Raw genomic sequence first — 24,825 nt, forward strand, 5'->3', positions numbered from 1 at the left:
CAACGCGTTTTCCCCGTACGGCAGTACCCACAACCAGGTACCCGTCGTTGAGTTCTCCGGACGGATGGACCCCCGCCACGGCCGCCCGCCCGTCCCGCGCCCCGCAGGAGAGCCCATGAGCATGCCGCCCCTCGCGTCAGGACCCGACGGACCCACCGCCCTGCGACCCCTCCTGGACACCGTCCTCGACGCCCTCACCACCGGCCGCCGCGCCCGCGGCGGACCACTGCCGGCCGGCGGACCCGACACCGTCACCGCACGGATCACCGCCGCCCTCAAAACCGGCATCATCCCCGACGACCCGGACCCCGACGCCCTGCGCACCCTCGTACACGCCCTCGCCGAAGGCGCCGCCGACCCCGCCGACCCACTCTGCGCCGCCCACCTGCACTGCCCGCCCCTCGCCGTCGCCACCGCCGCCGACCTCGCCGCCAGCGCCCTCAACCCCTCACTGGACTCCTGGGACCAGGCCCCCGCCGCCTCCGCCCTGGAAGCCGAGGTCACCCGCGCCCTCGCCCGGCTCATCGGCCTCACCGACGCCCTCGTCACCACCGGCGGCACCGAATCCAACCAACTCGCCCTGCTCCTCGCCCGCGAAACCCACGGCAGCGGCGTCCGGCTGGTCTGCGGCACCAACGCCCACCACTCCCTGCCCCGCGCCGCCTGGCTGCTCGGCCTGCCCGACCCGGTCGTCGTCCCCACCCCACGCGGCACCCTCGACCCGGCCGCCCTCCACCACACCCTCACCACCGAGCCCGGCCCCCTGCTCGTCGCCGCCACCGCCGGCACCACCGACGCCGGACTCATCGACCCACTGCCCGAGATCGCCCGCCTGTGCACCACCCACGGCGCCCGCCTGCACATCGACGCCGCCTACGGCGCCTGCCTCACGTTCAGCGACCGGCACCGCCACAAACTCGCCGGCCTCGAAGCCGCCCACACCGTCACCCTCGACCTGCACAAACTCGGCTGGCAACCAGCCGCAGCCGGACTTCTCGCCGTGGCCGCACCCCACGAACTCACCGCACTCCACCACCACGCCGACTACCTCAACGCCGACGACGACACCGAAGCAGGCCTCCCCGACCTGCTCGGCCGCTCCCTGCGCACCACCCGCCGCCCCGACATCCTCAAGATCGCCGTCACCCTGAAAACCCTCGGCCGCACCGGACTCGGCACCCTGGTCGACCAGGTCTGCGCCCACGCCCACGAGTTCGCCGGCCTCGTCCACCGGCACCCCCGCCACGAACTCTACGACCGGCCCGTCATCAGCACCGTCCTCTTCCGGCCCGCCGGCGCCCCCGACACCGCCGTCGCCGACGTACGACGCCGCCTGCTCCACGAAGGCCGGGCCGTCCTCGGACGAGCCCGGCCCGACGGACGACTCTGGCTCAAGGCCACCTTCCTCAACCCCCACACCCGGCCCCACGAACTGGCCGCACTCCTCGAACTCACCGAAGGAGCCACCCCCGCATGACCAACCCCCCACACCGCGAGCCCGGCACCCCCCGCGACCTCGTCGGCATCGGCATCGGCCCCAGCAACCTCTCCCTCGCCGCCCTCGCCCACCCCCTCGCCGAACTCGACGCCGTCTTCTACGAACAACGCCCCCGCTTCGACTGGCACCCCGGCCTGCTCATCGAAGGCGCCACCATCCAGGTCCCCTTCCTCGCCGACCTCGTCACCCTCGCCGACCCCACCAGCCCCTGGAGCTTCCCCAACTACCTCAAGACCCAGGAACGGCTCTTCCCCTTCTACTTCGCCGAACGCTTCCACATCCAGCGCGCCGAATACGACGCCTACTGCCGCTGGGTCTCCCAGCACCTGCCCGGACTCCGCTTCCACCACCGCGTCGACGCCGTCCGCTGGAACCCCCGACACGACACCTTCGAAATCGACCACACCCGCCTCGACACCCAGACCGACACCCCCACCCTCGGCCGCACCCACGCCCGCAACATCGTCCTCGGCATCGGCACCACCCCCCACGTACCCGACACCCTGCGGCCACTCGCCGAAGCACCCGGCGTCCCCGTCATCCACGCCGCCGACTACCTCGACCACCGCGCCACCCTCCGCACCGCCGGCCACGTCACCGTCGTCGGCTCCGGACAGTCCGGCGCCGAAGTCTTCCTCGATCTGCTCCGCCACCGCCCCACCGGCCACGAAAAACTCCACTGGATCGGCCGCACCGAAGCATTCGCACCGATGGAGTACTCCAAACTCGGCCTCGAACACTTCACCCCCGACTACACCCGCTACTTCCACGCCCTCACCGAACCCGTCCGCGACCGGCTCACCACCGCCCAATGGCAACTCCACAAGGGCATCGACGCGAACACCCTCGCCGCCATTCACGACGAGCTGTACCGGCGCACCCTCGACGGCGGCTGGCCCGACACCGTCCTCACCCCCGGCGTCCACGTCCGCACCGCCGGCCGCATCGCCACCGGCCGGATCGAACTCCACCTCGAACACCTCCAGCAAGGCGCCCGCTCCCGGCTCACCACCGACGCCGTCGTCCTCGCCACCGGCTACCGCGAACGCCCCCTCGACCACATCCTCACCGGACTCGACCCCTACATGCGCCGCGACAACAGCGAACGCCCCCGCATCGGCGAGGACTACCGCCTCCTCCTCGACCCCGCCGTCACCGGCTCCCTCTACGTCCAGAACGCCGAACTGCACACCCACGGCGTCGGTGCCCCCGACCTCGGCCTCACCGCCTGGCGCAGCGCCACCATCCTCAACTCCCTCACCGGCAAAGAGCAGTACCCCCTGCCCACCCGCACCGCCTTCACCACCTTCGGACTCCAGGAACCCACCCCCCGGATGCCGCACGCCAGACAGGCCGGACAACTCGTTCCACTCCTCGAATGAAACCCGGCACACACGCCGACGGCGCCGGTGCGAAAACCCGCACCGGCGCCGCCGACAAACCCACTTGGGGATCAGAACACCGGAGTGCCGTCCCGCGTCAGCCGCCAGTCCACCGACGCGAAGTCCTTCGGATCCAGCACACCCTTCGCCGTCACCCACTCCGCGATCCGGGTACGGATCTCCGTCGACTCCGACCACAGCTCCTTCGCCGAGGCCACATGCGGGAACGCACCACCACCATTGGCACGGTAGTTGTTCACCGCCATCACGAACTGCTGCGCGTCGTCCAGCGCCACACCACCGAACGCCAGGTTCCTGATCCGCGAACCCACCGGCTGCGCCACATCGATGTCGTACGACAGCCCCGACACATAGTCGTAGTTGTAGTCCGGACGGCCACCCGCGTTCGTCAACTTCTCCACGTCGACCACCGCGCCCGCCGCCGTCTGCACGTAGTACCCCGCCGAATACTCCAGGTACGCCCGCACCTGCGCACCCGTCATCAACTTCGCGACCAGCGTGTTGTCGTACACGTACAGACCCGACAGATCCCGGATCGTCACGTCACCGGCCGGAATCTGAGACGTCCGCGAGAACGGCGACGCCTGCGCGATCACCGGCAGCGACGCGTACTCCGTGCCCGCCAGAGCCCCCTTCACCACGTCCTCCTGGACCTTGGTGATCAGATCGATGATCGGGGCGTCCTTGTAACGCGCCTCCACCGTCGTCAGGGTCTCCGTCGCCCGGCCCACCACCTGGTTGACGTACGCCACGACCTTGTCGTGCTCGTCCTTCAGCAGCTTCGTGATCCGCGGGTCGTCCGCGACCGTCTTCGAGTCACGCAGCGAAGCGGAGACCGACTCCACCTCCCACCTGCCCTTGCCGAACACCAGCTCGATGTCGAAGACACTCAGCCGCTCCGCGTAACACAGCGGCTCCGACAGCACCACCGTCCGGCCCGACTTCTCGTTGACGACCTTCAGCTCCGGAATCTCCAGATGCGCGTGCCCCACCAGAATCGCGTCGATCCCCGGCACCTGCCGCGCCACATTCGCCGCCGCGTCCTCCACATACGGCAACTGGTCACCGTACGAAGAGTTCCCCGACGTACCCGAATGCGCCGACACCACGACCACATCCGCGCCCATCGCCCTCAGCTTCGGCACCCACTTCGCGGCCTGCTCCTCCAGACCCGGGAACGCCAGCTTCCCCTGCACATACGCCTTGTCCCAGATCGCGATACCCGGGTTGGTCAGACCCAGCACGGCCACCTTCACCGGCGGAGCGCCCGGCACATGGAACTTCTTCATGAAGTAGGGCGGGAAGGCCGGCTTCAGCGTCTTCGCGTCGACCGCGTTGGCGCCCAGCAGCGGAAAGTCGAGCTGGTCCTCGAACTTCCGCAGCGTCTCGATGCCGTAGTTGAACTCGTGGTTGCCGAGCGCCGCCGCGTCGTACCCGATCGCGTTCATCGCCTGCGCCATCGGGTGCACCGGACCACCCTTGGCGGTGATCGGGTCGACCTTCGCGTAGTAGTAAGTCAGCGGGGTGCCCTGGATCGTGTCACCGGCGTCCAGCAACAGCGTGTTGCAGCGGCCCTTCTCCTCGCGGATCCCCTCGACCAGCGTCGAGATACGCGCCAGACCCTGCGCGTTGCCCGCCTTGTCGGAGTACTCCGCGTCCTTGAAGTAGTCCCAGTTGAAGACATGACCGTGCAGGTCGGTGGTGCCCATGACGGTCAGGGAGTACCGCTTCGCGTGCTTCCCCGGCCCCATTGCCTCCGCGGCCTCGGCCGCCGGAGCCGCCCCCGCACCGGCGATCGCCACCCCCGCCCCGGTCACGGCGGACTTCTTCAGGAACTTCCGGCGGTTCAACGGCATCTCTCGGTCTCCTCGGGGAAACGGTCAACAACGCGCGTAGATTCTGACCCGGGCATGACCGAAAGCAACAGGTCCATTCGGTTTCGATCTGGTGACCTGCAGCCCCAACTCACGCCGCAGAAGCGGAAACCCCATGACACAGTGGGACACATGACCCCACCCGCGACCCCACCCCACGGCACCCCCGACGCCCCCCTGCTCACCGTCCACGGCGAAGCCGAGATCGACGCCGAACCCGAGACCGCCCGCATCGGCGTCACCGTCACCGCCCGCGGCCGCGACCGCCGCACCACCCTCGACGACCTCACCCGCCGCAACACCACCGCCCTCGACCTCATCAAGTCCTACGGCGACGCCGTAGAACACGTGACCACCGGCAGCATCACCATCACCCCCGAACTCACCCCCCACGGCCGCGGCGAACGCGTACGCAGCCACCACGGACACATCCACCTCACCGCCGAACTCACCGACTTCACCGCCCTCGCCGAACTGACCACCCGACTCGCCGACTTGGAACTCACCCAGGTCAACGGCCCCTCGTGGGCCCTGCGCCCCGCCTCACCCGTGCCCGCCCAGGCCCGCCGCCAGGCCGTCCACCAAGCCCTCCAGCGAGCCCGCGAATACGCCGACGCCCTCGGCACCACCATCGCCGCACTCATCGAACTCACCGACACCGGCACCGACCACACCCACCCCGGACGCGGCCCCCTCGAACGCGGCGGACGCCGCACCGCATTCGCCCATCCGGACGAACCCGCCCAGCCCCTCGATCTGGAACCCCCACGACTGCGCATCAGCGCCCAGGTCAGCGCCCAATTCACCATGCGGCCCCCACAGATCTAAAGGCCGAAAACCCACGACGTGAAGATTTCGCTCAAAGGAGCGACCCGTCGCACAATTCAACACTTGTCAATAGCCCTTTACCCAACGGTTGTTGAGTAGACATGAACCCCGGATTTCCTACCCGCGGGTAAGGCCTAGGCTCGACGTATGCGCCGAGCAAAGATCGTCTGCACTCTGGGCCCCGCCACCGACTCGTACGACCAGATCAAGGCACTCGTCGAAGCCGGAATGGACGTCGCCCGGTTCAACCTCAGCCACGGCACCCACGCCGAGCACGAGGTCCGATACCAGCACGTACGAAAAGCCGCCGACGAAACCGGCCGCAGCGTCGGAATCCTCGCCGACCTTCAAGGCCCGAAGATCCGCCTCGGCCGATTCAGCGAAGGCCCCGTACTCCTTGAACGCGGCGACACCTTCACCATCACCGTCGAAGAAGGCGTCGAAGGCGACCGCAACACCTGCGGCACCACCTACGCCGGCCTCGCCGCCGACGTCGCCCCCGGCGAACGCATCCTCGTCGACGACGGCAAGGTCTGCCTCGAAGTCACCGCCGTCGACGGCCCCGAGGTCCACACCCGAGTCGCCGAGGGCGGCATCATCTCCGACCACAAGGGCCTCAACCTCCCCGGCGTCGCCGTCTCCGTACCCGCCCTCTCCAAAAAGGACGAGGACGACCTCCGCTGGGCCCTGCGCACCGGTTTCGACGTCATCGCCCTCTCCTTCGTCCGCAGCGGCAAGGACGCCCACGACGTCCACCGCATCATGGACGAGGAAGGCCGCCGCCTCCCCGTCATCGCCAAGGTCGAAAAACCCCAGGCCGTCGACAACATCGACGACATCGTCGCCTCCTTCGACGGCATCATGGTCGCCCGCGGCGACCTCGGCGTCGAAATGCCCCTCGAACAGGTGCCCATCGTCCAGAAGCGCGCCATCAAGCTCGCCCGGCGCAACGCCAAACCCGTCATCGTCGCCACCCAGATGCTCGACTCGATGATCGAGAACTCCCGCCCCACCCGCGCCGAGGCCTCCGACGTCGCCAACGCCGTCATCGACGGCACCGACGCCGTGATGCTCTCCGGCGAGACCAGCGTCGGCAAATACCCCATCGAGACCGTGCGCACCATGGCCAAGATCGTCACCGCCGCCGAGGAGGACATCCTCGCCAAGGGCCTGCCGCCGCTCACCGAACGCAACAAACCCCGCACCCAGGGCGGAGCCGTCGCCCGCGCCGCCGCCGAGATGGGCGACTTCCTCGGCGCGAAGTTCCTCGTGGCGTTCACCCAGTCCGGGGACACCGCCCGCCGGCTCTCCCGCTACCGCTCGCCCATCCCCCTGATGGCCTTCACCCCCGAACCGGCCACCCGCTCCCAGCTCAGCCTCACCTGGGGCGTGGAGACCTTCCTCGGCCCGGAGGCGGGCTCCACGGACGCCATGGTCGACCAGGTGGACGAACTCCTCCTGCGGTACGGCCGCTGCGAGAAGGGCGACGTCGTGGTCATCACCGCCGGCTCGCCCCCCGGCATGCCCGGCACCACCAACATGGTCCGCGTCCACCACATCGGCGAAGACGACAGCCCGAAGTAGCGGTGGCTCAGTGCTTGGGGCCCACGTGGGCGTCCATGAGGGTTACGGAGGCTTTGCGGGCTACGGAGATGTTGAAGGGGTCGCTGCCGCGTGCCAGGGTCGTCCACTCGACACCGACGCGGTCGAGGGTGTCGGTGAACAGCTTCCGGATGTCGTCTGACTTGTTGGCGAAGAAGTACCGGGGGTATTCGTAGCGCCTTCGCTCACCGCCCACCATGCGGGTGGTCCAGTTCGTGATGCGGCAACCGTCGGAGTGGATGAGCCCTCGGATGAACTCCCAGGGGTAAGCGTCGGTGATCTCCTGCTGCCAGGGCTCAAGACCGATCCGCCGTTCGTGTTTCTTGCCGGGACCGTGCTGGGGGAACAGGCAGGGCAGGTGCTTTGAGTACACCTTGACCTCGCGGCACCCGGTGCGCCGTCGGTGGCAAACGGAGTTGTTCGGGAAGACGGTGCGCATTGCTTGCTCGCAGGCGTCCATCAAACCTTTCCACGTCTCGGTGCAAGTGATCGCCAGAGTGGGCACGCGGTGTCCGGAGTACTGGCTGATGTGTCCGTCGCCGAGATACAGGCCGAGCAGGTAGCTGTATGCCGCGCGATCCAGGTCGCGTCCGTCGCAACGCGGACACTCGGGGGCGGCCCTGCCGGGGCACTCGCCGCGCTTTGCGCGATCGACGTGCTTCCAGTACCCGACCGTGCCGAGCGGGACCTGGAGCCGACGCGCGACGTCGGCGTTCTTCGCACCGTTCCTCAGCAGGGTCAGCGCAGTCTGTCGTACTTGCGTGCTGTGCTGGATCATGTGGACACGGTGCGTGACCACGCGTCACGACACGCAGCAAAAAGCGGAAGATCACGCGAATGTGATCCTCCGCTTTCACGGTGCCGGGTGCGGGATTCGAACCCGCAAGCCCTTTCAGGCAGAGGTGTTTGAGACCTCCGTGTATACCGTTCCACCAACCCGGCCAGGCACTGCGGTGAGTGTACCGGGTGCGCCGGGCTCGCCGCCGCTAGGTAGGCTGCATAAGCAGCAATACCTGCCCGCCCCGGAACGAGGAGCGCACGCGTGACCGCCCCCGAGTCGCCCCAGCCCGTAGACGTGCCCGACGACGACAAGTCGCACGTGCCTCCGCTGACGACCCGTGTCGTCATCGCCGAGGACGAGGCCCTGATCCGGCTCGACCTGAAAGAGATGCTGGAGGAGGAGGGGTACACCGTCGTCGGCGAGGCCGGGGACGGCGAGCAGGCCGTCGAACTGGCCCGCGAGCACCGCCCCGACCTGGTGATCCTCGATGTGAAGATGCCCAAGCTGGACGGCATCTCCGCGGCCGAGAAGATCGCCGAGGAGTCGATCGCCCCGGTGCTGATGCTGACCGCGTTCTCGCAGCGCGACCTGGTGGAGCGGGCCCGGGACGCCGGTGCCATGGCCTACCTGGTGAAGCCGTTCAGCAAGAGCGACGTCGTTCCGGCGATCGAGATGGCGGTGTCCCGGTTCACCGAGCTGCGGGAGCTGGAGAAGGAGGTCGCCGACCTCACCCTGCGGCTGGAGACGCGCAAGCTGGTGGACCGTGCGAAGTCCATCCTGCAGACGGAGTACGGGCTGACCGAGCCGGCCGCGTTCCGCTGGATCCAGAAGACGTCGATGGACCGGCGTCTGTCGATGCAGCAGGTCGCCGAGGCGGTCATCGCGGACAACGACGAGAAGAAGTCCGCGAAGAAGGGCTGAGCCCCCGCGCACAAGGACGAGGCCCGCGCCCCGGAGAAGGGGGCGCGGGCCTCGTCGTACGTGCGGTCCGCGGCGGGGTTCAGTCCTCGCCGAGGTACGCCTTGCGCACCGACTCGTCGTGCAGCAGGTCCTGTCCGGTGCCGGAGAGGACGATGCTGCCGACCTCCATGACGTGGCCCTGGTCGGCGAGCGAGAGCGCCGCCTGGGCGTTCTGCTCGACGAGCAGGATGGTGGTGCCGGAGGCCTTCAGTTCGACGATCGTCGCCATGATCTTCTGCATCATGATCGGCGAGAGGCCCATGGAGGGTTCGTCGAGCATCAGCAGTTTGGGCTGGGACATCAGGGCCCGGCCCATGGCGAGCATCTGCTGCTCACCGCCGGAGAGGGTGCCGGCGGCCTGCTTCCTGCGTTCTCCGAGGATGGGGAAGAGGTCGTAGGCGCGCTGGATGTCCTTCTCGATGCCTTCTTTGTCCTTGCGGAGGAAGGCGCCGAGCTGGAGGTTCTCGGCGATGGTGAGGCGCGGGAAGATGTGCCGGCCCTCGGGGGAGTGGGCGAGTCCGAGGGAGACGATCTTGTGCGCGGGGACGCCGGTGAGTGGTTTGCCGTCGAAGAGGATCTTTCCGGAGCTGGGCTTGAGCAGTCCGGAGAGGGTGCGCAGGGTGGTCGTCTTGCCGGCGCCGTTGGTGCCGATGAGGGTGACGACCTGGCCGGCTTCGACGCTGAACGAGATGCCCTTGACGGCTTCGATCTTGCCGTAGGCGACCCTGAGGTCCTCGACCTCCAGCAGTGCGGTCACTGGGTGTCTCCCTTGGTGGTGCTGGTGCTCTCCGCGCTGTCGCTTTCGGCGTCGTCGCTCTCCGTGCCGCCGGTGGTGCCGGCGTCGGCGGGTGCGGCGTCGTCGGTGTCGTCCGGGCTGGTGGCGTCGGTCTGGGCGGGCTCGGGCGCGGCGTCGGTCTTCGGGGCGATCGCCTCGGTGCCGGCGGCGGCCTCGGCGGCCTCGACCTCGGCGGCCTCGGCCTGGCCGGGGTCGCCCTCGAAGGGTTCGCCGAGGTAGGCGGCGACGACGCGGTCGTCGGCCTGGACGACGTCGGAGGTGCCTTCGACGAGCTTCTCGCCCTGGACGAGGACGGCGACGCGGTCGCAGAGGTTGAAGATGAAGCGCATGTCGTGCTCGATGACGAGGACGGCGATGCCCTTGTCCCGGATGGCGAAGACCAGTTCCTCGGTGGTCCGGGTCTCCTGCGGGTTCATGCCGGCCGTCGGCTCGTCGAGGAGCAGCAGGCCGGGTTCGCTGGCGAGTGCCCGGGCGATCTCCAGCTTGCGCTGTTCGCCGTAGGGCAGGTTGCGGGCGAGGTGGTCGCGCTTGGCGGCGAGGCCGACGAACTCGAGGAGTTCCATGGCCTTGGCCTCGGACTCCTTTTCGGCCTTGCGGAAGCCGGGGCCGCGCAGGAGGGCGGACCAGAGGCCTTCCTTGGTGCGGGTGTGGCGGCCGACGAGGACGTTCTCCAGGACGGTCATGTTGGCGAAGAGCCGGATGTTCTGGAAGGTCCGGGCGATGCCGGCCTGGGTGACCAGGTGCGGCTTGGGCGGGAGGACCTTGCCCTTGAAGGCGACGGTGCCCTCGGTGGGGACGTACAGGCCGGTGAGGCAGTTGAAGAACGTGGTCTTGCCGGCGCCGTTGGGGCCGATCAGGCCGACGATCTCGCCGCTGTTGACGGTGAAGTCGACGGATCGGACGGCGGTGAGGCCGCCGAAGCGCATGGTGACGTCACGGGCTTCGAGTACGGGTGTCGTCATGGTTCTTTACGCCCCTGCCTTGGTGACGGCCGGTTCGTCGGTGAGCGTTCTCTGTTCGGGGACGTCGAGTTGGCCGATTTCGTGGAATTCGAGCTGGCGGCGGCGGTTGGCGATGATGCCTTCCGGCCGGAAGCGCATCAGCAGGACCAGTGCGATGCCGAAGGCCAGCAGTTCGTAGTTCTGCAGGAACTGGAGCTTCTCGGGGACCAGGTAGAGGACGCTGGCGCCGAGGAGGGGGCCGCTGACGGTGCCCATGCCGCCGAGGACGACGGCGGCGAGGAGGAAGGCGGAGTTGGGCGGGGCGGCGCCGGCGAACTGGTAAGGCTGGGGGTTGACGCTGTAGTTGACGTGGGCCATCACGGTGCCGGCGAGGCCGGCGAGGGAGGCGCCGAGGGCGAAGGCGATCAGCTTGACGCGGAAGCCGTTGATGCCCATGGCGATGGCGGCGGTCTCGTCCTCGCGGATGGCGATCCAGGAGCGGCCGATGCGGGAGTCGGCGGCGCGGGTGAAGACGAGTACGACGATGGCCGTGACGATGAGCATCAGGAAGAGGTAGTTGGCGAAGCGGCCGAGTGTGAATCCGGCTATCTGGTGTGCTTCGCCGAACTTGAACCCGAGGATGTCCAGGTCGGGGATCTGGGTGATGCCGTTGGGGCCGCGGGTGATGTCGGGTCCGGAGTCGCCGTCGAGGTTGTTGACGGTGATGCGGAAGATCTCTCCGAAGCCGAGGGTGACGATGGCCAGGTAGTCGCCGCGCAGTCGCAGGGTGGGGGCGCCGATGAGGACGCCGAAGACGAGCGAGGCGGCCATGCCGGTGAGGGCGGCGGCCCAGAAGGGGAAGTGGACTCCGGAGAAGCGGGAGTACTCGGAGCCGGAGACGAGGGCCGCGGCGTAGGCGCCGACGCCGAGGAAGGCGACGTAGCCGAGGTCGAGGAGGCCGGTGAGGCCGACGACGATGTTCAGGCCGAGGGCGACGGTGGCGAAGATGAGGATGTTGACGCCGACGTTGGCGTTGTGGTCGTCGCTCTGGGTGAACGGGAAGATCACGGCGGCGAGGAAGGCCAGCGTGGAGGCGAAGCCCTTGTGGTGGGCGGCCATGGTCGCGTAGCGGTCGACGAGGCCGGTGTGCATGAGGCCCCAGGCGGCGAAGATGACGAGGAGGAGGAAGCCGATGAAGGTTTCGCTCGCGTCGTTGTCGATGCCGATGCCGTAGGTGAAGGCGATCAGGGCGATGGCGGTGCCGGCGGTGATGATGCCGCGCTCGAGGAGCGGGGACAGGGTGCCGGGGCGGGGCTGCTGGGGCTTGGTGAGGTAGCCGCGCAGGCCGGTGCCGGGGGCGGGGTGGGGCAGGGCGAGGGCGCCGATGACGGGGAGTGCGGAGGCGGCCATGGCGATGTAGGCGCCGGGGTCGAGGTTGACCAGGCCGTTGAGGTCGACGGCGATGGCGATGCCGGTGAACCAGCAGACGGTGAACGCCGACAGGGCGGTGAGGAACACGGGGGAGGTGGCGCCGGCGGGGTTGAGCCAGCGCAGGCCCTTGGTGTTCCACAGGGTGAGGGCGAACAGCAGGGTGAGGGCGCCGGCGACGAGGGCGAGGATCTGGAGGCCCGCGGGGTAGCCGTAGACGGTGAGGTCGCCGGGGAACGCGGGGGTCCAGGTCCAGCTCATGAAGGTGCTGGCGATGGTGCCCACGGCGCCGGTGGCGATGAGCAGGCGGGCGGCGGCGGGCGGCAGCGGGACGGGCCCGTGCGCGGCCGGTGCTTGGGTGGTGGTGTCGGTCATGGTGCTCACGCCCTGTCCGCGACGCGCTCGCCGAGCAGGCCTTGTGGTCTGAAGAGGAGTACGAGGATGAGGAGGACGAAGGCCCAGACGGCGGCCCAGCCGCCTCCGCCGAGCTGCTGCATGCCGGGGATGTCGGCGATGTAGGCGGTGGCCATGGCTTCGGCGAGGCCGAGGACGAGGCCGCCGAGCATGGCGCCGTAGATGTTGCCGATGCCGCCGAGGACGGCCGCGGTGAAGGCCTTGAGGCCGGCGATGAAGCCCATGTCGTAGGAGACGGAGCCGTACTTGAGGCCGTAGGAGAGGCCGGCGACGGCGGCGAAGAAGCCGCCGATGGCGAAGGCGATGACGATGATGCGGTTGGTGTCGATGCCCATGAGCTGCGCGGTGTCCGGGTCCTGGGCGGTGGCCTGCATGGCGCGGCCGGTGCGGGAGAGCCGGACGAAGAAGGCGAGGACGGCCATGCACAGGGGGGCGGCGATGATGAGGAAGACGTCGCCGCTCTGTACGGTCACGGAGCCGAGGTGCAGGGGGCCGAAGGGCAGCTGCGGGAAGACGCGGGCCGACTTGGCGTCGGGGTACCAGTTGAAGACGGCCTGCTGCAGCGCGAGTGACAGGCCGATGGCGGTGATGAGTGGTGCGAGGCGTGGTGCGCCGCGCAGGGGGCGGTAGGCGAAGCGCTCGGCGCCGACGGCGATGAGCACGGCGACCAGTGCGCCGCCGATGAGCATCGCCGGCAGGGCTATCCACATGGATATGCCGTCCGGCAGGGCGAGGTAGACCGTGAGCGCGCCGAAGCCTCCGGTCATGAAGATCTCGCCGTGGGCGAAGTTGATGAGCTGGACGATGCCGTACACCATCGTGTAACCGATGGCGATCAGCCCGTACATCGAGCCGAGGAACAGCCCGTTGGCCAGCTGCTGCGGCAGGGTGTTCACCGCATGGCCTCCATGTGGTGGGGAGAGTCAAGGGGGGCGTAGAAGGCGGGCCGCGCGGTGACGGTGGTCTGCGCCGCGCGGCCCTGGTGGTGCGGAGTGTCCGGCTGGGTTACTTCGGGTTGGCGACGCCGCTCTTGGCGGACTTCCACTCGCCGTTGGTGACCTTGTAGACGGTCAGCTGCTTGTTGGTGGTGTCGCCGTACTCGTCGAACGAGATCTTGCCGGAGATGCCGTCGAAGGAGCTCTTCTGGACGGCGTCGACGACCTGCTGGCGGGCGTCGGAGGGCACCTTGCCGTCCTTCACGACCTGGCCGACGGCCTTGATGATGGCGGTGGTGGCGTCGTAGGCGTAGGAGCCGTAGGTGCCGTAGTCGCCGGGGTACTTCTTGGCCTTGTAGGCGGCCACGAAGTCCTTGGCGGCGGGCAGGGTGTCGACGGGGACGCCGATGGAGGTGACGAGGTCGCCCTCGGCGGCCTTGCCGGCGGTCTTGATGTAGGTCGGGGTGAACATGCCGTCGCCGCCGAACAGCGGGATGTTGGCGCCGGCGTCCTTGAGCTGCTTGGTCAGCACCTGGGACTCGTCGTACTGGCCGCCGTAGTAGAGGATGTCGGCGCCCGAGTTCTTGATCTTGGTGGCGAGGGTGGAGAAGTCGCGGTCACCGGTGTTGACGTGGTCGGTGCCGACGACCTTGCCGCCCTGCTTGGCGAACTGGGCCTTGAAGATCTTGGAGAGGCCGGCGCCGTAGGTCTGCTTGTCGTCGACGACGAAGGCCTTCTTCTTCTTGAGGCCGTTGTAGGCGTAGTCGGCGGCGAAGGCGCCCTGGAGGGCGTCGGTGGTGGCCGTGCGGAAGTAGGACTTGAACGGGCGGGACTTGCTGGTCTGCCAGTTCTTGCCCTGGGTCAGCTCGGGCGCGGTGTTGGAGGGGGAGATCTCCACCAGGTTGGCCGAGGCGAGGGTCTGCTGCATCTGGGTGGCCACGCCGGAGTTGAGCGGGCCGACGACGCCGAGGACGTCCTTCTCGGCGACGAGCTGGGAGGCGTTCTGCTGGCCGGTGGCGGGGATCGCCTTGTCGTCCAGTGCCTTGATCTTGAAGGTGACGCCGGGGACGGTCTTGTTCTTGTTGGCGTCGTCGACGGCGATCTGGGCGCCGTACTGGATGCCGAGACCCGTCGCGGAGTTCTGGCCGGTCAGCGGGGCGTCGACGCCGATCGTGACCGTCACGTTGCCGCTGTCGCCGCCCTTGCTGTCGTCGTTGCGGGAGCCGCAGGCGGTGAGGGTCAGAGCTCCGGTGGTCAGAACGGAGGTAAGAATCACCAGAGAACGCTGTCGCACAATCGATCCTTTCCGCAGGCACGTTCGCCCCGTGTGTGGGGCGTTGGGTGCCGCGCCGGTACCGAACTCCCGATGGAGCGGTGACTGGCCGTGACTCTAAGCGTGTGTGCACAACGTGGAGGAGTGCTTGTCCAAGGCTGTGACGCTCTTGTTATGACACGAGGTAATGCAGAGCGGTACTGCGTGGGGGGAACGCATGAATTCAGGTCGATTCGCCCCGTCCACATTGTGAGAACGTGCAGGACGGCGTCGGCGTGCTCAGGCGTCTCGCCGGTTTTGGTAATTACGCAACTCTGTTGCTGCAGGCGACTTTCGAGGCTGCTGCGCGGTCCTGGGACCCGTGGGCGCGGTGGCTGAAACCGAGAATCTGGATTGCGCGCGTATTACGTAGAGTTACCGCAAAGGAAAGGGTCGACGGCGTCGGCGCTTTTCCGCATTCCGCCCATGGGGAGGGTTGTGGTGATCTTGCGGGGAAGAGGGGGCGCGCGGCGCGGTGCGGCGGTGTCCGGACGCGCACGGCGGCTAGGCGCAGATCCGGCCGGGGCGGGGCGAGCGGGCCCGCGGTCTGCCGGGCCGTCAACTCGGGCGCGGCGGCGGGGCGGTGGCGCTGTTTCGCGTCGCGGTCACCGGGCGAGGGGAAGGGGGCCGGCGGGGCCTGGGCGGCCCCGCCGGGCGGCGGTCAGGCGCCGGTGTTCGGTACGTGCGCCTCGTCGCCCTTGCGGACGTCGCGCAGCAGGCACGTCAGCCGGGCCGTGCAGACCCGGCGTCCCTCCTCGTCGCTGATGACGATCTCGTACGTGGCCGTGGAGCGCCCCCGGTGCACGGGCGTGGCCACGCCGGTCACCAGGCCCGAGCGGGCGCCGCGGTGGTGGGTGCAGTTCAGGTCGACGCCGACCGCGATCTTCGAGCTGCCGCCGTGCAGCATGGAGCCGACCGAGCCCAGGGTCTCCGCCAGCACCGCGGACGCGCCGCCGTGCAGCAGCCCGTACGGCTGGGTGTTGCCCTCGACCGGCATGGTGCCGACGACCCGCTCCGCCGACGCCTCCAGGATCTGCACGCCCATGCGAGTGCCGAGGTGGCCCGCGGAGAACAGTGCGGGCAGGTCGACGCCGAGCGCGGCGTACTCGTCGACGACCTCCTGCGGGAATTTCACCTGCTGCTGCTCACCCATGGGCGCGGCTCCGTTCTCGTACAGCTGTCACGTGGCTGAGCAAACGCTCAGTCGGTCGCCGATTGTTCCAGACGGCATTCCGGGCGGACCTGCGGGCGGTGGTCGCCCGGACGGCTCCCCGGTGCGTCCCCCGGGGCCCGCTCCAGCCGGACCACGACGGACTTGCTGGCCGGGGTGTTGCTGGTGTCGGCGGTGGCGTCCAGCGGCACCAGCACGTTGGTCTCCGGGTAGTAGGCGGCGGCGCAGCCCCGGGCCGTCGGGTAGTGCACGACCCGGAAGCCGGGCGCCCGCCGTTCCACGCCGTCCCGCCACTCGCTCACGAGGTCGACGTACGACCCGTCGGCGAGCCCCAGGGCGCGCGCGTCCTCGGGGTTCACCAGCACCACGCGGCGGCCGCCCGTGATGCCGCGGTAGCGGTCGTCCAGGCCGTAGATGGTGGTGTTGTACTGGTCGTGCGAGCGCAGCGTCTGCAGCAGCAGCCGCCCGGCGGGGAGTTCCGGGTACTCCACGGGGGCCGCGGTGAAGTTCGCCTTCCCGGTCGCGGTCGGGAAGCGGCGCTCGTCGCGCGGCGCGTGCGGCAGGGCGAAGCCGCCGGGCCGGGCCACCCGAGCGTTGAAGTCCTCGAAGCCGGGGATGACGCGCGCGATGCGGTCGCGGATCGTCGCGTAGTCCTGCTCGAACTCCTCCCAGGGCACCCTGCTGTCCGCGCCGAGCACCCGGCGCGCCAGCCGGCACACGATCGCCGGTTCGGACAGCAGGTGCCGGCTCGCCGGCTCCAGGCGGCCGCGTGAGGCGTGCACCATGCCCATGGAGTCCTCGACGGTCACGAACTGCTCGCCGCCGCCCCGCACATCGCGCTCGGTGCGGCCCAGGGTCGGCAGGATCAGGGCACGCGCGCCCGTGACCACGTGCGAGCGGTTCAGCTTCGTCGACACGTGCACGGTCAGCCGCGCGCGCCGCATGGCCGCCTCGGTGACCTCCGTGTCGGGGGAGGCGGAGACGAAGTTGCCGCCCATGGCGAAGAACACCTTCGCCTCGCCGTCGCGCAGCGCGCGGATGGCCCGCACGACGTCGAAGCCGTGCTCGCGCGGCGGCGCGAACCCGAACTCCTTCTCCAGGGCGTCCAGGAAAGCCGGTGCGGGCCTTTCGAAGATGCCCATCGTGCGGTCGCCCTGCACGTTGGAGTGGCCGCGCACCGGGCACACGCCCGCGCCGGGACGGCCGATGTTGCCGCGCAGCAGGAGGAAGTTGACGACCTCGCGGATGGTCGGCACGGAGTGCTTGTGCTGGGTGAGGCCCATCGCCCAGCAGACGATGGTCCGCCGGGAGGCGAGGACCATGCCGAGGGCCTGCTCGATCTCCGCGCGCGTGAGACCGGTGGCCGCGAGTGTCCCGTCCCAGTCGGCGGCGCGGGCCGCCTCGGCGAACTCCTCGTATCCATGCGTGTGTTCCGCCACGAACTCCTCGTCGACCGCGCCGTCGGTGTCGAGGATCAGCTTGTTGAGGAGGCGGAACAGGGCCTGGTCGCCGCCGATGCGGATCTGCAGGAACAGATCGGTGAGCGCGGCGCCCTTCAGCATGCCCTGCGGGGTCTGCGGGTTCTTGAACCGCTCCAGGCCGGCTTCGGGCAGCGGGTTGACGCTGATGATCCGCGCGCCGTTCGCCTTGGCCTTCTCCAGCGCGGAGAGCATGCGCGGGTGGTTCGTCCCGGGGTTCTGCCCGGCCACGATGATCAGGTCGGCCTGGTGGAGGTCCTCCAGCAGGACGCTGCCCTTGCCGATGCCGATGGTCTCCGACAGGGCCGAGCCGGACGACTCGTGGCACATGTTGGAGCAGTCCGGCAGGTTGTTGGTGCCCAGCTCGCGCGCGAAGAGCTGGTAGAGGAACGCGGCCTCGTTGCTGGTGCGGCCGGAGGTGTAGAAGACGGCCTCGTCGGGGGAGGCGAGGGCGGAGATCTCCTCGGCGATGATGTCGAAGGCGCGTTCCCAGGAGACCGGCTCATAGTGCGTGCCGTCCTCGGCGAGATGCATGGGGTGGGTGAGCCGGCCCTGCTGGCCCAGCCAGTAGCCGCTGCGCCGGGCGAGATCGGCGACCGGGTGGGCGGCGAAGAACTCCGGGGTGACCCGGCGCAGGGTGGCCTCCTCGGCCACCGCCTTGGCACCGTTCTCGCAGAACTCCGCCTTGTGCCGGTGCTCCGGCTCCGGCCAGGCGCAGCCCGGGCAGTCGAAGCCGTCCTTCTGGTTCACGCGCAGCAGGGTCAGCGCGGTACGCCGCACGCCCATCTGCTGCTGGGCGATGCGCAGGGTGTGGCCGATGGCCGGCAGGCCCGCCGCCGCGTGTTTGGGCTCCGCGACCTGCGGCGCGTCCTGGACCGGATCACCCTTGGGCGGCTTCGTCGCCATCGCCCGCTCCCCTTCGACTGCGTGTGAGACGTACGCCGCTGATCCTGCCACGGGGCACCGACAGGCGGCCGGGGCGGGCGTGCCGGTACGCGCACGCCCCGCGGCCGTCGCCCGCCATGGCGGTGCGGGCCCCCAGGCGTCCGCCGTGGTGGTGCGGGCGGGCTCCGGGGTCCGCCCTGGCCGTGGGGGCCGGCTCCGCGTCCGCCGCGGAGCGGGCCGGTCCCGGGTGTCAGTGGGGCGTGGCAGGATCGGGGACGTGGCAGAGACAGCATCGAAGAAGACCGACAGCAATCCCGGCGGCCGTCCCCGGCTGATGCTCATGGACGGGCACTCGCTGGCCTACCGCGCGTTCTTCGCGCTGCCCGCGGAGAACTTCACCACCGCGACGGGCCAGCCGACGAACGCGATCTACGGCTTCGCGTCGATGCTGGCCAACACCCTGCGTGACGAGGCGCCCACGCACTTCGCGGTGGCCTTCGACGTCTCCCGCAAGACCTGGCGCTCCGAGCGGTTCACCGAGTACAAGGCGAACCGCTCCAAGACCCCCGACGAGTTCAGGGGGCAGGTCGAGCTGATCGGCGAGCTGCTCGACGCCATGCACGCGCAGCGCTTCGCCGTCGAGGGCTTCGAGGCGGACGACGTCATCGCCACCCTCGCCACCCAGGCCGAGGCCGAGGGCTTCGAGGTGCTGATCGTCACCGGCGACCGCGACTCCTTCCAGCTCGTCACCGAGCACACGACCGTGCTGTACCCGACGAAGGGCGTCTCGGAGCTGACCCGGTTCACCCCGGAGAAGGTTTTCGAGAAGTACGGACTGACGCCCGCCCAGTACCCGGACTTCGCCGCCCTGCGCGGCGACCCGTCCGACAACCTCCCCGGCATCCCCGGTGTCGGCGAGAAGACCGCCGCGAAGTGGATCAACCAGTTCGGCTCGTTCGCGGAGCTGGTCGAGCGCGTCGAGGAGGTCAAGGGCAAGGCGGGCCAGAACCTCCGCGACCACCTGGAGTCGGTCAAGCTCAACCGGCTGCTCACCGAGCTGGAGCGCCAGGTGGAGCTGCCGAAGTCGGTCACCGAGCTGGAGCGGGCGCCGTACGACCGCAAGACCGTCGCGATGGTCCTGGACACCCTGGAGATCCGCAACCCGTCGCTGCGCGAGCGGCTCTTCGCCGTCGACCCGGGCGCCGAGGAGGCCGAGGCCACGCCGGTCGCGGTGGAGGGCGTGGAGCTGGACGGCACCGTCCTGGGCACCGGTGAGCTGGCCGGCTGGCTCGCCGGGCACGGCACCGGGACCCTCGGCGTCGCCACGGTCGGCACATGGGCGCTGGGCACCGGCTCGGTCACCGAGGTCGCCCTCGCCGCGGCCGGGGGAGCGGCCGCCTGGTTCGACCCGGCCGAGCTGGACGAGGCCGACGAGCGCGCCTTCGCCGGCTGGCTGGCCGACGCCGGCCGCCCGAAGGTGTTCCACAACGCCAAGGGCGCCATGCGGGTCCTCGCCGAGCACGGCTGGCGCGTCGAGGGCGTCGTGATGGACACCGCGCTCGCCGCGTACCTGGTCAAGCCGGGCCGCCGCTCCTTCGACCTGGACGCGCTGTCCCTGGAGTACCTGCACCGCGAGCTGGCCCCCGCCGCCGCGGCCGACGGCCAGCTCGCCTTCGGCACGGACGAGGGCGCCGAGGCGGAGGCCCTGATGATCCAGGCCCGCGCCGTCCTCGACCTCGGAGAGGCCTTCGAGAGCCGTCTCGAGGAGGTCGGCGCCGCCGACCTGCTGCGGGACATGGAGCTGCCCACCTCCGCCGTGCTCGCCCGCATGGAGCGCGACGGCATCGCGGCCGACCGCGCCCACCTCGAGGCGATGGAGCAGACCTTCGCGGGCGCCGTGCAGCAGGCCGTGAAGGAGGCCCACGCCGCGGCCGGCCGCGAGTTCAACCTGGGCTCGCCCAAGCAGCTCCAGGAAGTCCTCTTCGGCGAGCTGGCCCTGCCGAAGACGAAGAAGACCAAGACCGGCTACACCACCGACGCCGACGCCCTGGCCTGGCTCGCCACCCAGACCGACAACGAACTGCCGGTGATCATGCTCCGGCACCGCGAGCAGGCGAAGCTGCGCGTCACCGTCGAGGGCCTGATCAAGGCCATCGCCGCCGACGGCCGTATCCACACCACGTTCAACCAGACGGTGGCAGCGACCGGCCGGCTGTCGTCCACCGACCCGAACCTGCAGAACATCCCGGTCCGCACCGACGAGGGCCGGGCGATCCGCCGCGGCTTCGTCGTCGGCGAGGGCTTCGAGTCCCTGATGACCGCCGACTACAGCCAGATCGAGCTGCGCGTCATGGCGCACCTCTCCGAGGACGAGGGCCTGATCGAGGCGTTCACCACGGGCGAGGACCTGCACACCACGGTCGCCTCGCAGGTCTTCTCCGTCGGGCGGGACGCGGTCGACGCGGAGATGCGCCGCAAGATCAAGGCCATGTCCTACGGCCTGGCCTACGGACTGTCCGCCTTCGGCCTGTCCCAGCAGCTGAACATCGAGGCGGCCGAGGCCCGCGGCCTGATGGACACCTACTTCGAGCGCTTCGGCGGCGTACGCGACTATCTGCGCCGGGTCGTCGACGAGGCACGGGCCACGGGCTACACGGCGACGCTCTTCGGACGCCGCCGCTACCTCCCCGACCTCAACAGCGACAACCGCCAGCGCCGCGAGGCGGCCGAACGCATGGCCCTCAACGCCCCCATCCAGGGCACGGCGGCCGACATCGTCAAGATCGCCATGCTCAACGTCCACCGGGCCCTCGGCGAGGCGGACCTCAAGTCCCGCCTGCTGCTGCAGGTGCACGACGAAATCGTGCTGGAGATCGCCCCCGGCGAGCGCGCCGCCACGGAGGAGATCGTCCGCCGCGAGATGGCTGGCGCCGTCCGGCTGCGCGCTCCGCTCGACGTCTCGGTGGGCGTGGGCCGCGACTGGGAGTCGGCGGCGCACTGACACCCGGCTGGCACGCTCCGCGAGCAGGGCGAACCCCGGCCCCGGCCGTGCCCGGCGGCCCGGTGCCCGCACGGGGACGCGGTGACACACGCACCGCGTCCCTCCTCGTGCGCCGCGCTTTCCGCCGGCACCCCTGACCGGCGGAACGGCGGCGGAGTCCTTCACTCACGTGGACCCCGCCAGAACGCACCCCCCGGCCCGCAGCCGCAACACTGCGGACATGGGTATACGCATGCTCCACCGCCGGACACCCGAGGTACGGGACGGCACCAGGGCCGAGGTACGGGACGGCACCAGGGCCGAGGCCGGCAGTGCCTCCGGCCCGGCCACGGCCCCCTCGCCGGTCCCGGCCCTCGCGGCCGGCGCAAGCACCGCCCGCATCCCCCTCGACCGGGCCGCCGCCGCCCGCAGAGCCGCGGCCCGCCTGCTGCGCCGGCGGGGCTCCCGTCCGAGCCGCACCGCCGGCCGGCGCGCCCGGGCGGACCTCGCCCGCGCCTACCTGGCGCTGCTGCTCACCGCGATCCCCCGGGCCCGCCCCAGACGCACCCTCACCGTCTTCGTGGCCGCCCTCACCGAGCCGCCGACCGGTCCCGGCCCGCGGCAGCGCCCACCGCGCCAGGACCGCCCGGAACCCGGACCGGACGCCACACCCTGACCCCGGCCGCGTACAGCAGCACTCCGAGCAGCAGCCCGGCGCCGACCCCGAAACACAGCGTCGGCACCAGATCCAGCGGCCGCACGGACGGACCCCAGTACGCCCACCAGCGCACCGCCCGCTGCACCGCGCCCGCCAGGGCACAGCCCCCGATCACGGCCGCCGCCCACCACCGGTCCCCGACCGACAGCGCGGGCACCCCCGCCGGCTCCCCGGCGGGCGCCCGCCGCACCGCCCCCACCAGGAACACGGCGATCACCACGGCCGCCACCGCGGACGAGCCGTACTGCAGCCACGTGTACCGCGGCAGGCCCGCCACCACTTCGCCGAGACCCGGGACCAGCCGCGACCCCCACCGGTCGTGGTGCGTGAACGCGTCCCACACGACGTGCGTCAGCGCGCCGAGCGCCGCCGAGACGTACCACCACAGCACGCGGCCGGCCCGTACGCGCGCGCGTGGCGCACCGCAGCGCAGCAGAGCGGCCCCACGCCCCTGGCGGGCCCGGGGGAGCAGAGCGACCAGCGGCTCCCGCACGAACAGCCACAGCCCCACCAGCGCCCAGGCGATCAGGACGTCCACGCCGGCCACCCCCGGCAGGGAGTGCGTGACCGTCCCGAATTCCATCGCGTCGCGCCGGACGCTCGCCGCGTAGTAGGTCACGTCGGGTGCGAAGGAGCCCGCGACGAGCACCGAGGGCACCAGCCGGCCCCGGCCACCGCCGTCCCGGCGGACGGCGGGCAGTACGGCCGCCGCGTGGCTGAGTGTGAACGGCAACAGGGCCCCCTCGGGCGGTCGTCGGCCACGGCTTCGCGACCGGTGATCACGTCCGGTCCAGTATGCGTCGGCGCCGTTCCGGGCCCCCGCGGCCCGACAGTGTCGGCCAACCGGTGAAAACCGGACTCGAACGGGTGCCCCCGGCAAGCAAGTTGTCGTAGGGTCACCTGGGTTGCCGTGCCGGGCGGCACGGTCGCACACCCGTCGCATGGACGGAAAGGCGGAACAGGGGCAACCAGAGCACCGGGTCAACCGTCACACCAGAGCGAGGCAGACAGACGGAGACGGACGCGGCACGCGTCCACGGGAGGGGTTCACTCTATGGCGGCGCATTTCGGCAGGCGGCTGCGCAAGGGAGCGGCGACCACCGCCGTGGCCGCGGCGGCGGTCGCGGCACTGTCCGCGTCCCAGGCTCCGGGAGCGGCCGGCGACGACCACGGCAGACCGGCCGCGGCCGGCTCCAGCAGCCCCGCACCCGATGTGGCCTCCGACGGCAACGCCACCGGCAACTCGCCGTACTACACGGACCTTCCGCCGCTGAAGAGCCCCAACCCCAGCCCCTCGCCGACCGTTGGTGACCCCGTCGCCCGCGGAGAGGCGGAGGCCGGTATCCCCGCGACGGTCCTCGACGCCTACAAGAAGGCCGAGGCCGAGCTGCGCTCGTCCAAGCCCGGCTGCAACCTGCCCTGGCAACTCCTGGCCGCCATCGGCAAGGTGGAGTCCGGTCAGGCCCGCGGCGGCCGCGTCGACGCCAACGGCACCACCATCGGCCGGATCCTCGGCCCGCAGCTCGACGGCAACGGCTTCGCGCTCATCAAGGACACCGACCACGGCGAGTACGACGGCAACAGCCACTACGACCAGGCCATCGGCCCGATGCAGTTCATCCCGTCGACCTGGGCCTGGGCCGGCCGCGACGGCAACGCCGACGGCAAGGCCGACCCGAACAACGTCTACGACGCCGCGCTCGCCGCGGGCCACTACCTGTGCCGCAACGACTGGGACATGTCCACCGAGCCCGGCCTGCACAGCGCGATCCTCAGCTACAACAACTCCCAGGACTACCTGAACCTGGTCCTGAACTGGCTGCAGTACTACCGCAAGGGCACCCACTCCGTGCCCGACGGCACCGGCGGCGTGCCCAGCCACCGCAGCGACGACGGCACCCCGAGCACCCACACCCCGGCACCGTCCGGCCCGCCGGCGAAGCCCGGCCACAAGCCGGACACCAAGCCCGACCCGAAGCCGCACCAGCCGGGCGGCGGCAGCGAGAGCCCCGACCCCCAGCCGCCGAAGCCGCCGGTCCCGCCGGAGCAGCCCACCCCGTCCGACACCGTGGACCACCTCGAGGACGCCGGCACCGCGCGGCTCACCGCGATGGCCGGCGACGCGTTCGGGCAGCGGATCGGCACCCGCGCCGAGACCAAGGCGGGAACGGCCGTCGCCAAGGTCAGGGTCCGGTTCACCATCACCGGCGACACCGACTCCACCTTCGCCGGCGGTGAGACCGTCGCCACCGTCGCCACCGACGCCAAGGGCGTGGCGCACGCACCGGCCCTCCAGGCGGGCGAGAGGACCGGCGACTTCAAGATCACCACCGCTGTCGTCGGCCACCAGGTCAAGAGCGTCGGCTACACCGCCACCGTCACCGCCCGCGCCGCCGACACCCTCACCCGCACCGGCGACACCGCGATGACCTGCACCCCGGGCGGCGAGTTCGCCGAGCAGATCCAGGTGAAGGCGACGTACAAGGGCGCCGCCGCGGACCGGGTCGCGGCCACCGCCACCCTGATCAAGGCCGACGACGACGCCACCGAGAACGACAAGGGCCCCTACTTCAAGGACGCCGACGGCAAGACCGTCCGCACCCTCACCGGCCTCAAGACCGACGCCGAGGGCCGGCTCACGCTGCCCAAGCTGTACGCGGACGACACCACCGGCACCTTCCTGCTCCGGGTCACCACCCCCGGCGGCGGCACCGTCACCGTCGAACTGAAGGTCGCCGCCGCCGACGCCTCGGCGAGCCCCTCACCGAGCCCGTCGGCGACCTCCTGACGGCACGCACGGGACGGCCGGCGGCACGGCCGG

18 protein-coding genes and 1 tRNA gene are annotated in these 24,825 nt (G+C 70.3%); 8 read left to right on the forward strand and 11 right to left on the reverse strand.

Annotation, left to right across the window (positions count from 1 at the left end; all coding sequences use genetic code 11):
- The first annotated feature begins 115 nt into the window (after positions 1–115).
- Entirely contained in the window at positions 116–1,477 is a 1,362-nt protein-coding gene (locus AB0924_RS28120; protein WP_366912864.1) for an aminotransferase class V-fold PLP-dependent enzyme, read from the forward strand.
- Positions 1,474–2,880, forward strand: coding sequence for a SidA/IucD/PvdA family monooxygenase (locus tag AB0924_RS28125; RefSeq protein WP_358931195.1), 1,407 nt, complete (start codon positions 1,474–1,476; stop codon positions 2,878–2,880). Before AB0924_RS28120 ends, AB0924_RS28125 begins: the two co-directional genes overlap by 4 nt.
- Before the next feature lie 71 nt (positions 2,881–2,951).
- Here AB0924_RS28125 and AB0924_RS28130 read toward each other — a convergent pair whose 3' ends face one another.
- On the reverse strand, positions 2,952–4,757 hold the full coding sequence (locus AB0924_RS28130; RefSeq protein ID WP_358931197.1) for a 5'-nucleotidase C-terminal domain-containing protein: 1,806 nt from the start codon (positions 4,755–4,757) through the stop codon (positions 2,952–2,954).
- 150 nt (positions 4,758–4,907) lie between these two features.
- Here AB0924_RS28130 and AB0924_RS28135 point away from each other — a divergent pair, with 150 nt between their 5' ends.
- Together AB0924_RS28135 and pyk are read left to right on the forward strand one after the other, a co-directional pair.
- Positions 4,908–5,603 (forward strand): SIMPL domain-containing protein, encoded by a 696-nt coding sequence (locus AB0924_RS28135; RefSeq protein WP_366912865.1) that lies wholly within the window; start codon positions 4,908–4,910, stop codon positions 5,601–5,603.
- A gap of 147 nt (positions 5,604–5,750) precedes the next feature.
- A complete protein-coding gene (gene pyk, locus AB0924_RS28140; protein ID WP_366912866.1) occupies positions 5,751–7,187 on the forward strand; it encodes a pyruvate kinase in 1,437 nt (478 codons plus the stop codon).
- 7 nt (positions 7,188–7,194) lie between these two features.
- On the opposite strand, the gene AB0924_RS28145 is transcribed toward pyk, so the two are convergent.
- Together AB0924_RS28145 and AB0924_RS28150 are read right to left on the reverse strand one after the other, a co-directional pair.
- Positions 7,195–7,983 (reverse strand): helix-turn-helix domain-containing protein, encoded by a 789-nt coding sequence (locus AB0924_RS28145; RefSeq protein WP_366912867.1) that lies wholly within the window; start codon positions 7,981–7,983, stop codon positions 7,195–7,197.
- An 81-nt stretch (positions 7,984–8,064) separates the two neighbouring features.
- A tRNA-Leu gene (locus AB0924_RS28150) sits at positions 8,065–8,147 on the reverse strand.
- A 100-nt stretch (positions 8,148–8,247) separates the two neighbouring features.
- Here AB0924_RS28150 and AB0924_RS28155 point away from each other — a divergent pair.
- Positions 8,248–8,907 carry a response regulator gene (locus tag AB0924_RS28155; RefSeq protein ID WP_358931206.1) on the forward strand — a complete coding sequence of 220 codons (660 nt, stop codon included), beginning with the start codon at positions 8,248–8,250 and terminating at the stop codon, positions 8,905–8,907.
- A gap of 79 nt (positions 8,908–8,986) precedes the next feature.
- Here the strand turns inward: AB0924_RS28155 and AB0924_RS28160 are convergent, their stop codons facing one another.
- The 7 genes from AB0924_RS28160 to AB0924_RS28190 all read right to left on the reverse strand — a co-directional run bounded on the left by AB0924_RS28160 (position 8,987) and on the right by AB0924_RS28190 (position 18,327).
- Positions 8,987–9,703: an ABC transporter ATP-binding protein gene (locus AB0924_RS28160; RefSeq protein WP_358931208.1), complete on the reverse strand. Its 717-nt coding sequence runs from the start codon at positions 9,701–9,703 to the stop codon at positions 8,987–8,989.
- Positions 9,700–10,704 carry an ABC transporter ATP-binding protein gene (locus AB0924_RS28165; RefSeq protein WP_358931211.1) on the reverse strand — a complete coding sequence of 335 codons (1,005 nt, stop codon included), beginning with the start codon at positions 10,702–10,704 and terminating at the stop codon, positions 9,700–9,702. Before AB0924_RS28165 ends, AB0924_RS28160 begins: the two co-directional genes overlap by 4 nt.
- Positions 10,705–10,710: 6 nt before the next feature.
- The gene (locus AB0924_RS28170; RefSeq protein ID WP_366912884.1) at positions 10,711–12,486 is read right to left on the reverse strand and encodes a branched-chain amino acid ABC transporter permease; all 1,776 of its coding nucleotides are present in this window, start codon (positions 12,484–12,486) and stop codon (positions 10,711–10,713) included.
- Positions 12,487–12,491: 5 nt separating this feature from the next.
- Positions 12,492–13,421, reverse strand: coding sequence for a branched-chain amino acid ABC transporter permease (locus tag AB0924_RS28175; protein WP_199210157.1), 930 nt, complete (start codon positions 13,419–13,421; stop codon positions 12,492–12,494).
- Between the two features lie 109 nt (positions 13,422–13,530).
- Positions 13,531–14,754 (reverse strand): branched-chain amino acid ABC transporter substrate-binding protein, encoded by a 1,224-nt coding sequence (locus AB0924_RS28180; protein ID WP_358931213.1) that lies wholly within the window; start codon positions 14,752–14,754, stop codon positions 13,531–13,533.
- A gap of 679 nt (positions 14,755–15,433) precedes the next feature.
- Positions 15,434–15,925, reverse strand: coding sequence for a hotdog fold thioesterase (locus tag AB0924_RS28185; protein ID WP_358931215.1), 492 nt, complete (start codon positions 15,923–15,925; stop codon positions 15,434–15,436).
- 47 nt (positions 15,926–15,972) lie between these two features.
- The gene (locus tag AB0924_RS28190; RefSeq protein ID WP_366912868.1) at positions 15,973–18,327 is read right to left on the reverse strand and encodes an FdhF/YdeP family oxidoreductase; all 2,355 of its coding nucleotides are present in this window, start codon (positions 18,325–18,327) and stop codon (positions 15,973–15,975) included.
- A 256-nt stretch (positions 18,328–18,583) separates the two neighbouring features.
- Here AB0924_RS28190 and polA point away from each other — a divergent pair, with 256 nt between their 5' ends.
- Both polA and AB0924_RS28200 read left to right on the forward strand, forming a co-directional pair.
- A complete protein-coding gene (gene polA / locus AB0924_RS28195) occupies positions 18,584–21,307 on the forward strand; it encodes a DNA polymerase I (RefSeq protein ID WP_358931220.1) in 2,724 nt (907 codons plus the stop codon).
- Positions 21,308–21,527: 220 nt separating this feature from the next.
- Positions 21,528–21,962: a hypothetical protein gene (locus tag AB0924_RS28200; RefSeq protein WP_366912869.1), complete on the forward strand. Its 435-nt coding sequence runs from the start codon at positions 21,528–21,530 to the stop codon at positions 21,960–21,962.
- On the opposite strand, the gene AB0924_RS28205 is transcribed toward AB0924_RS28200, so the two are convergent.
- A complete protein-coding gene (locus AB0924_RS28205; RefSeq protein WP_366912870.1) occupies positions 21,877–22,737 on the reverse strand; it encodes a DUF4184 family protein in 861 nt (286 codons plus the stop codon). The two genes, AB0924_RS28200 and AB0924_RS28205, sit on opposite strands and share 86 nt — an antisense overlap.
- Positions 22,738–23,058: 321 nt before the next feature.
- Between AB0924_RS28205 and AB0924_RS28210 the strand changes: the two genes are divergently transcribed.
- Positions 23,059–24,792 (forward strand): lytic transglycosylase domain-containing protein, encoded by a 1,734-nt coding sequence (locus AB0924_RS28210; RefSeq protein WP_366912871.1) that lies wholly within the window; start codon positions 23,059–23,061, stop codon positions 24,790–24,792.
- Positions 24,793–24,825: the final 33 nt, after the last annotated feature.

This window comes from Streptomyces sp. NPDC047869, from assembly GCF_040704065.1.
Classification (GTDB): Bacteria; Actinomycetota; Actinomycetes; order Streptomycetales; family Streptomycetaceae; genus Streptomyces.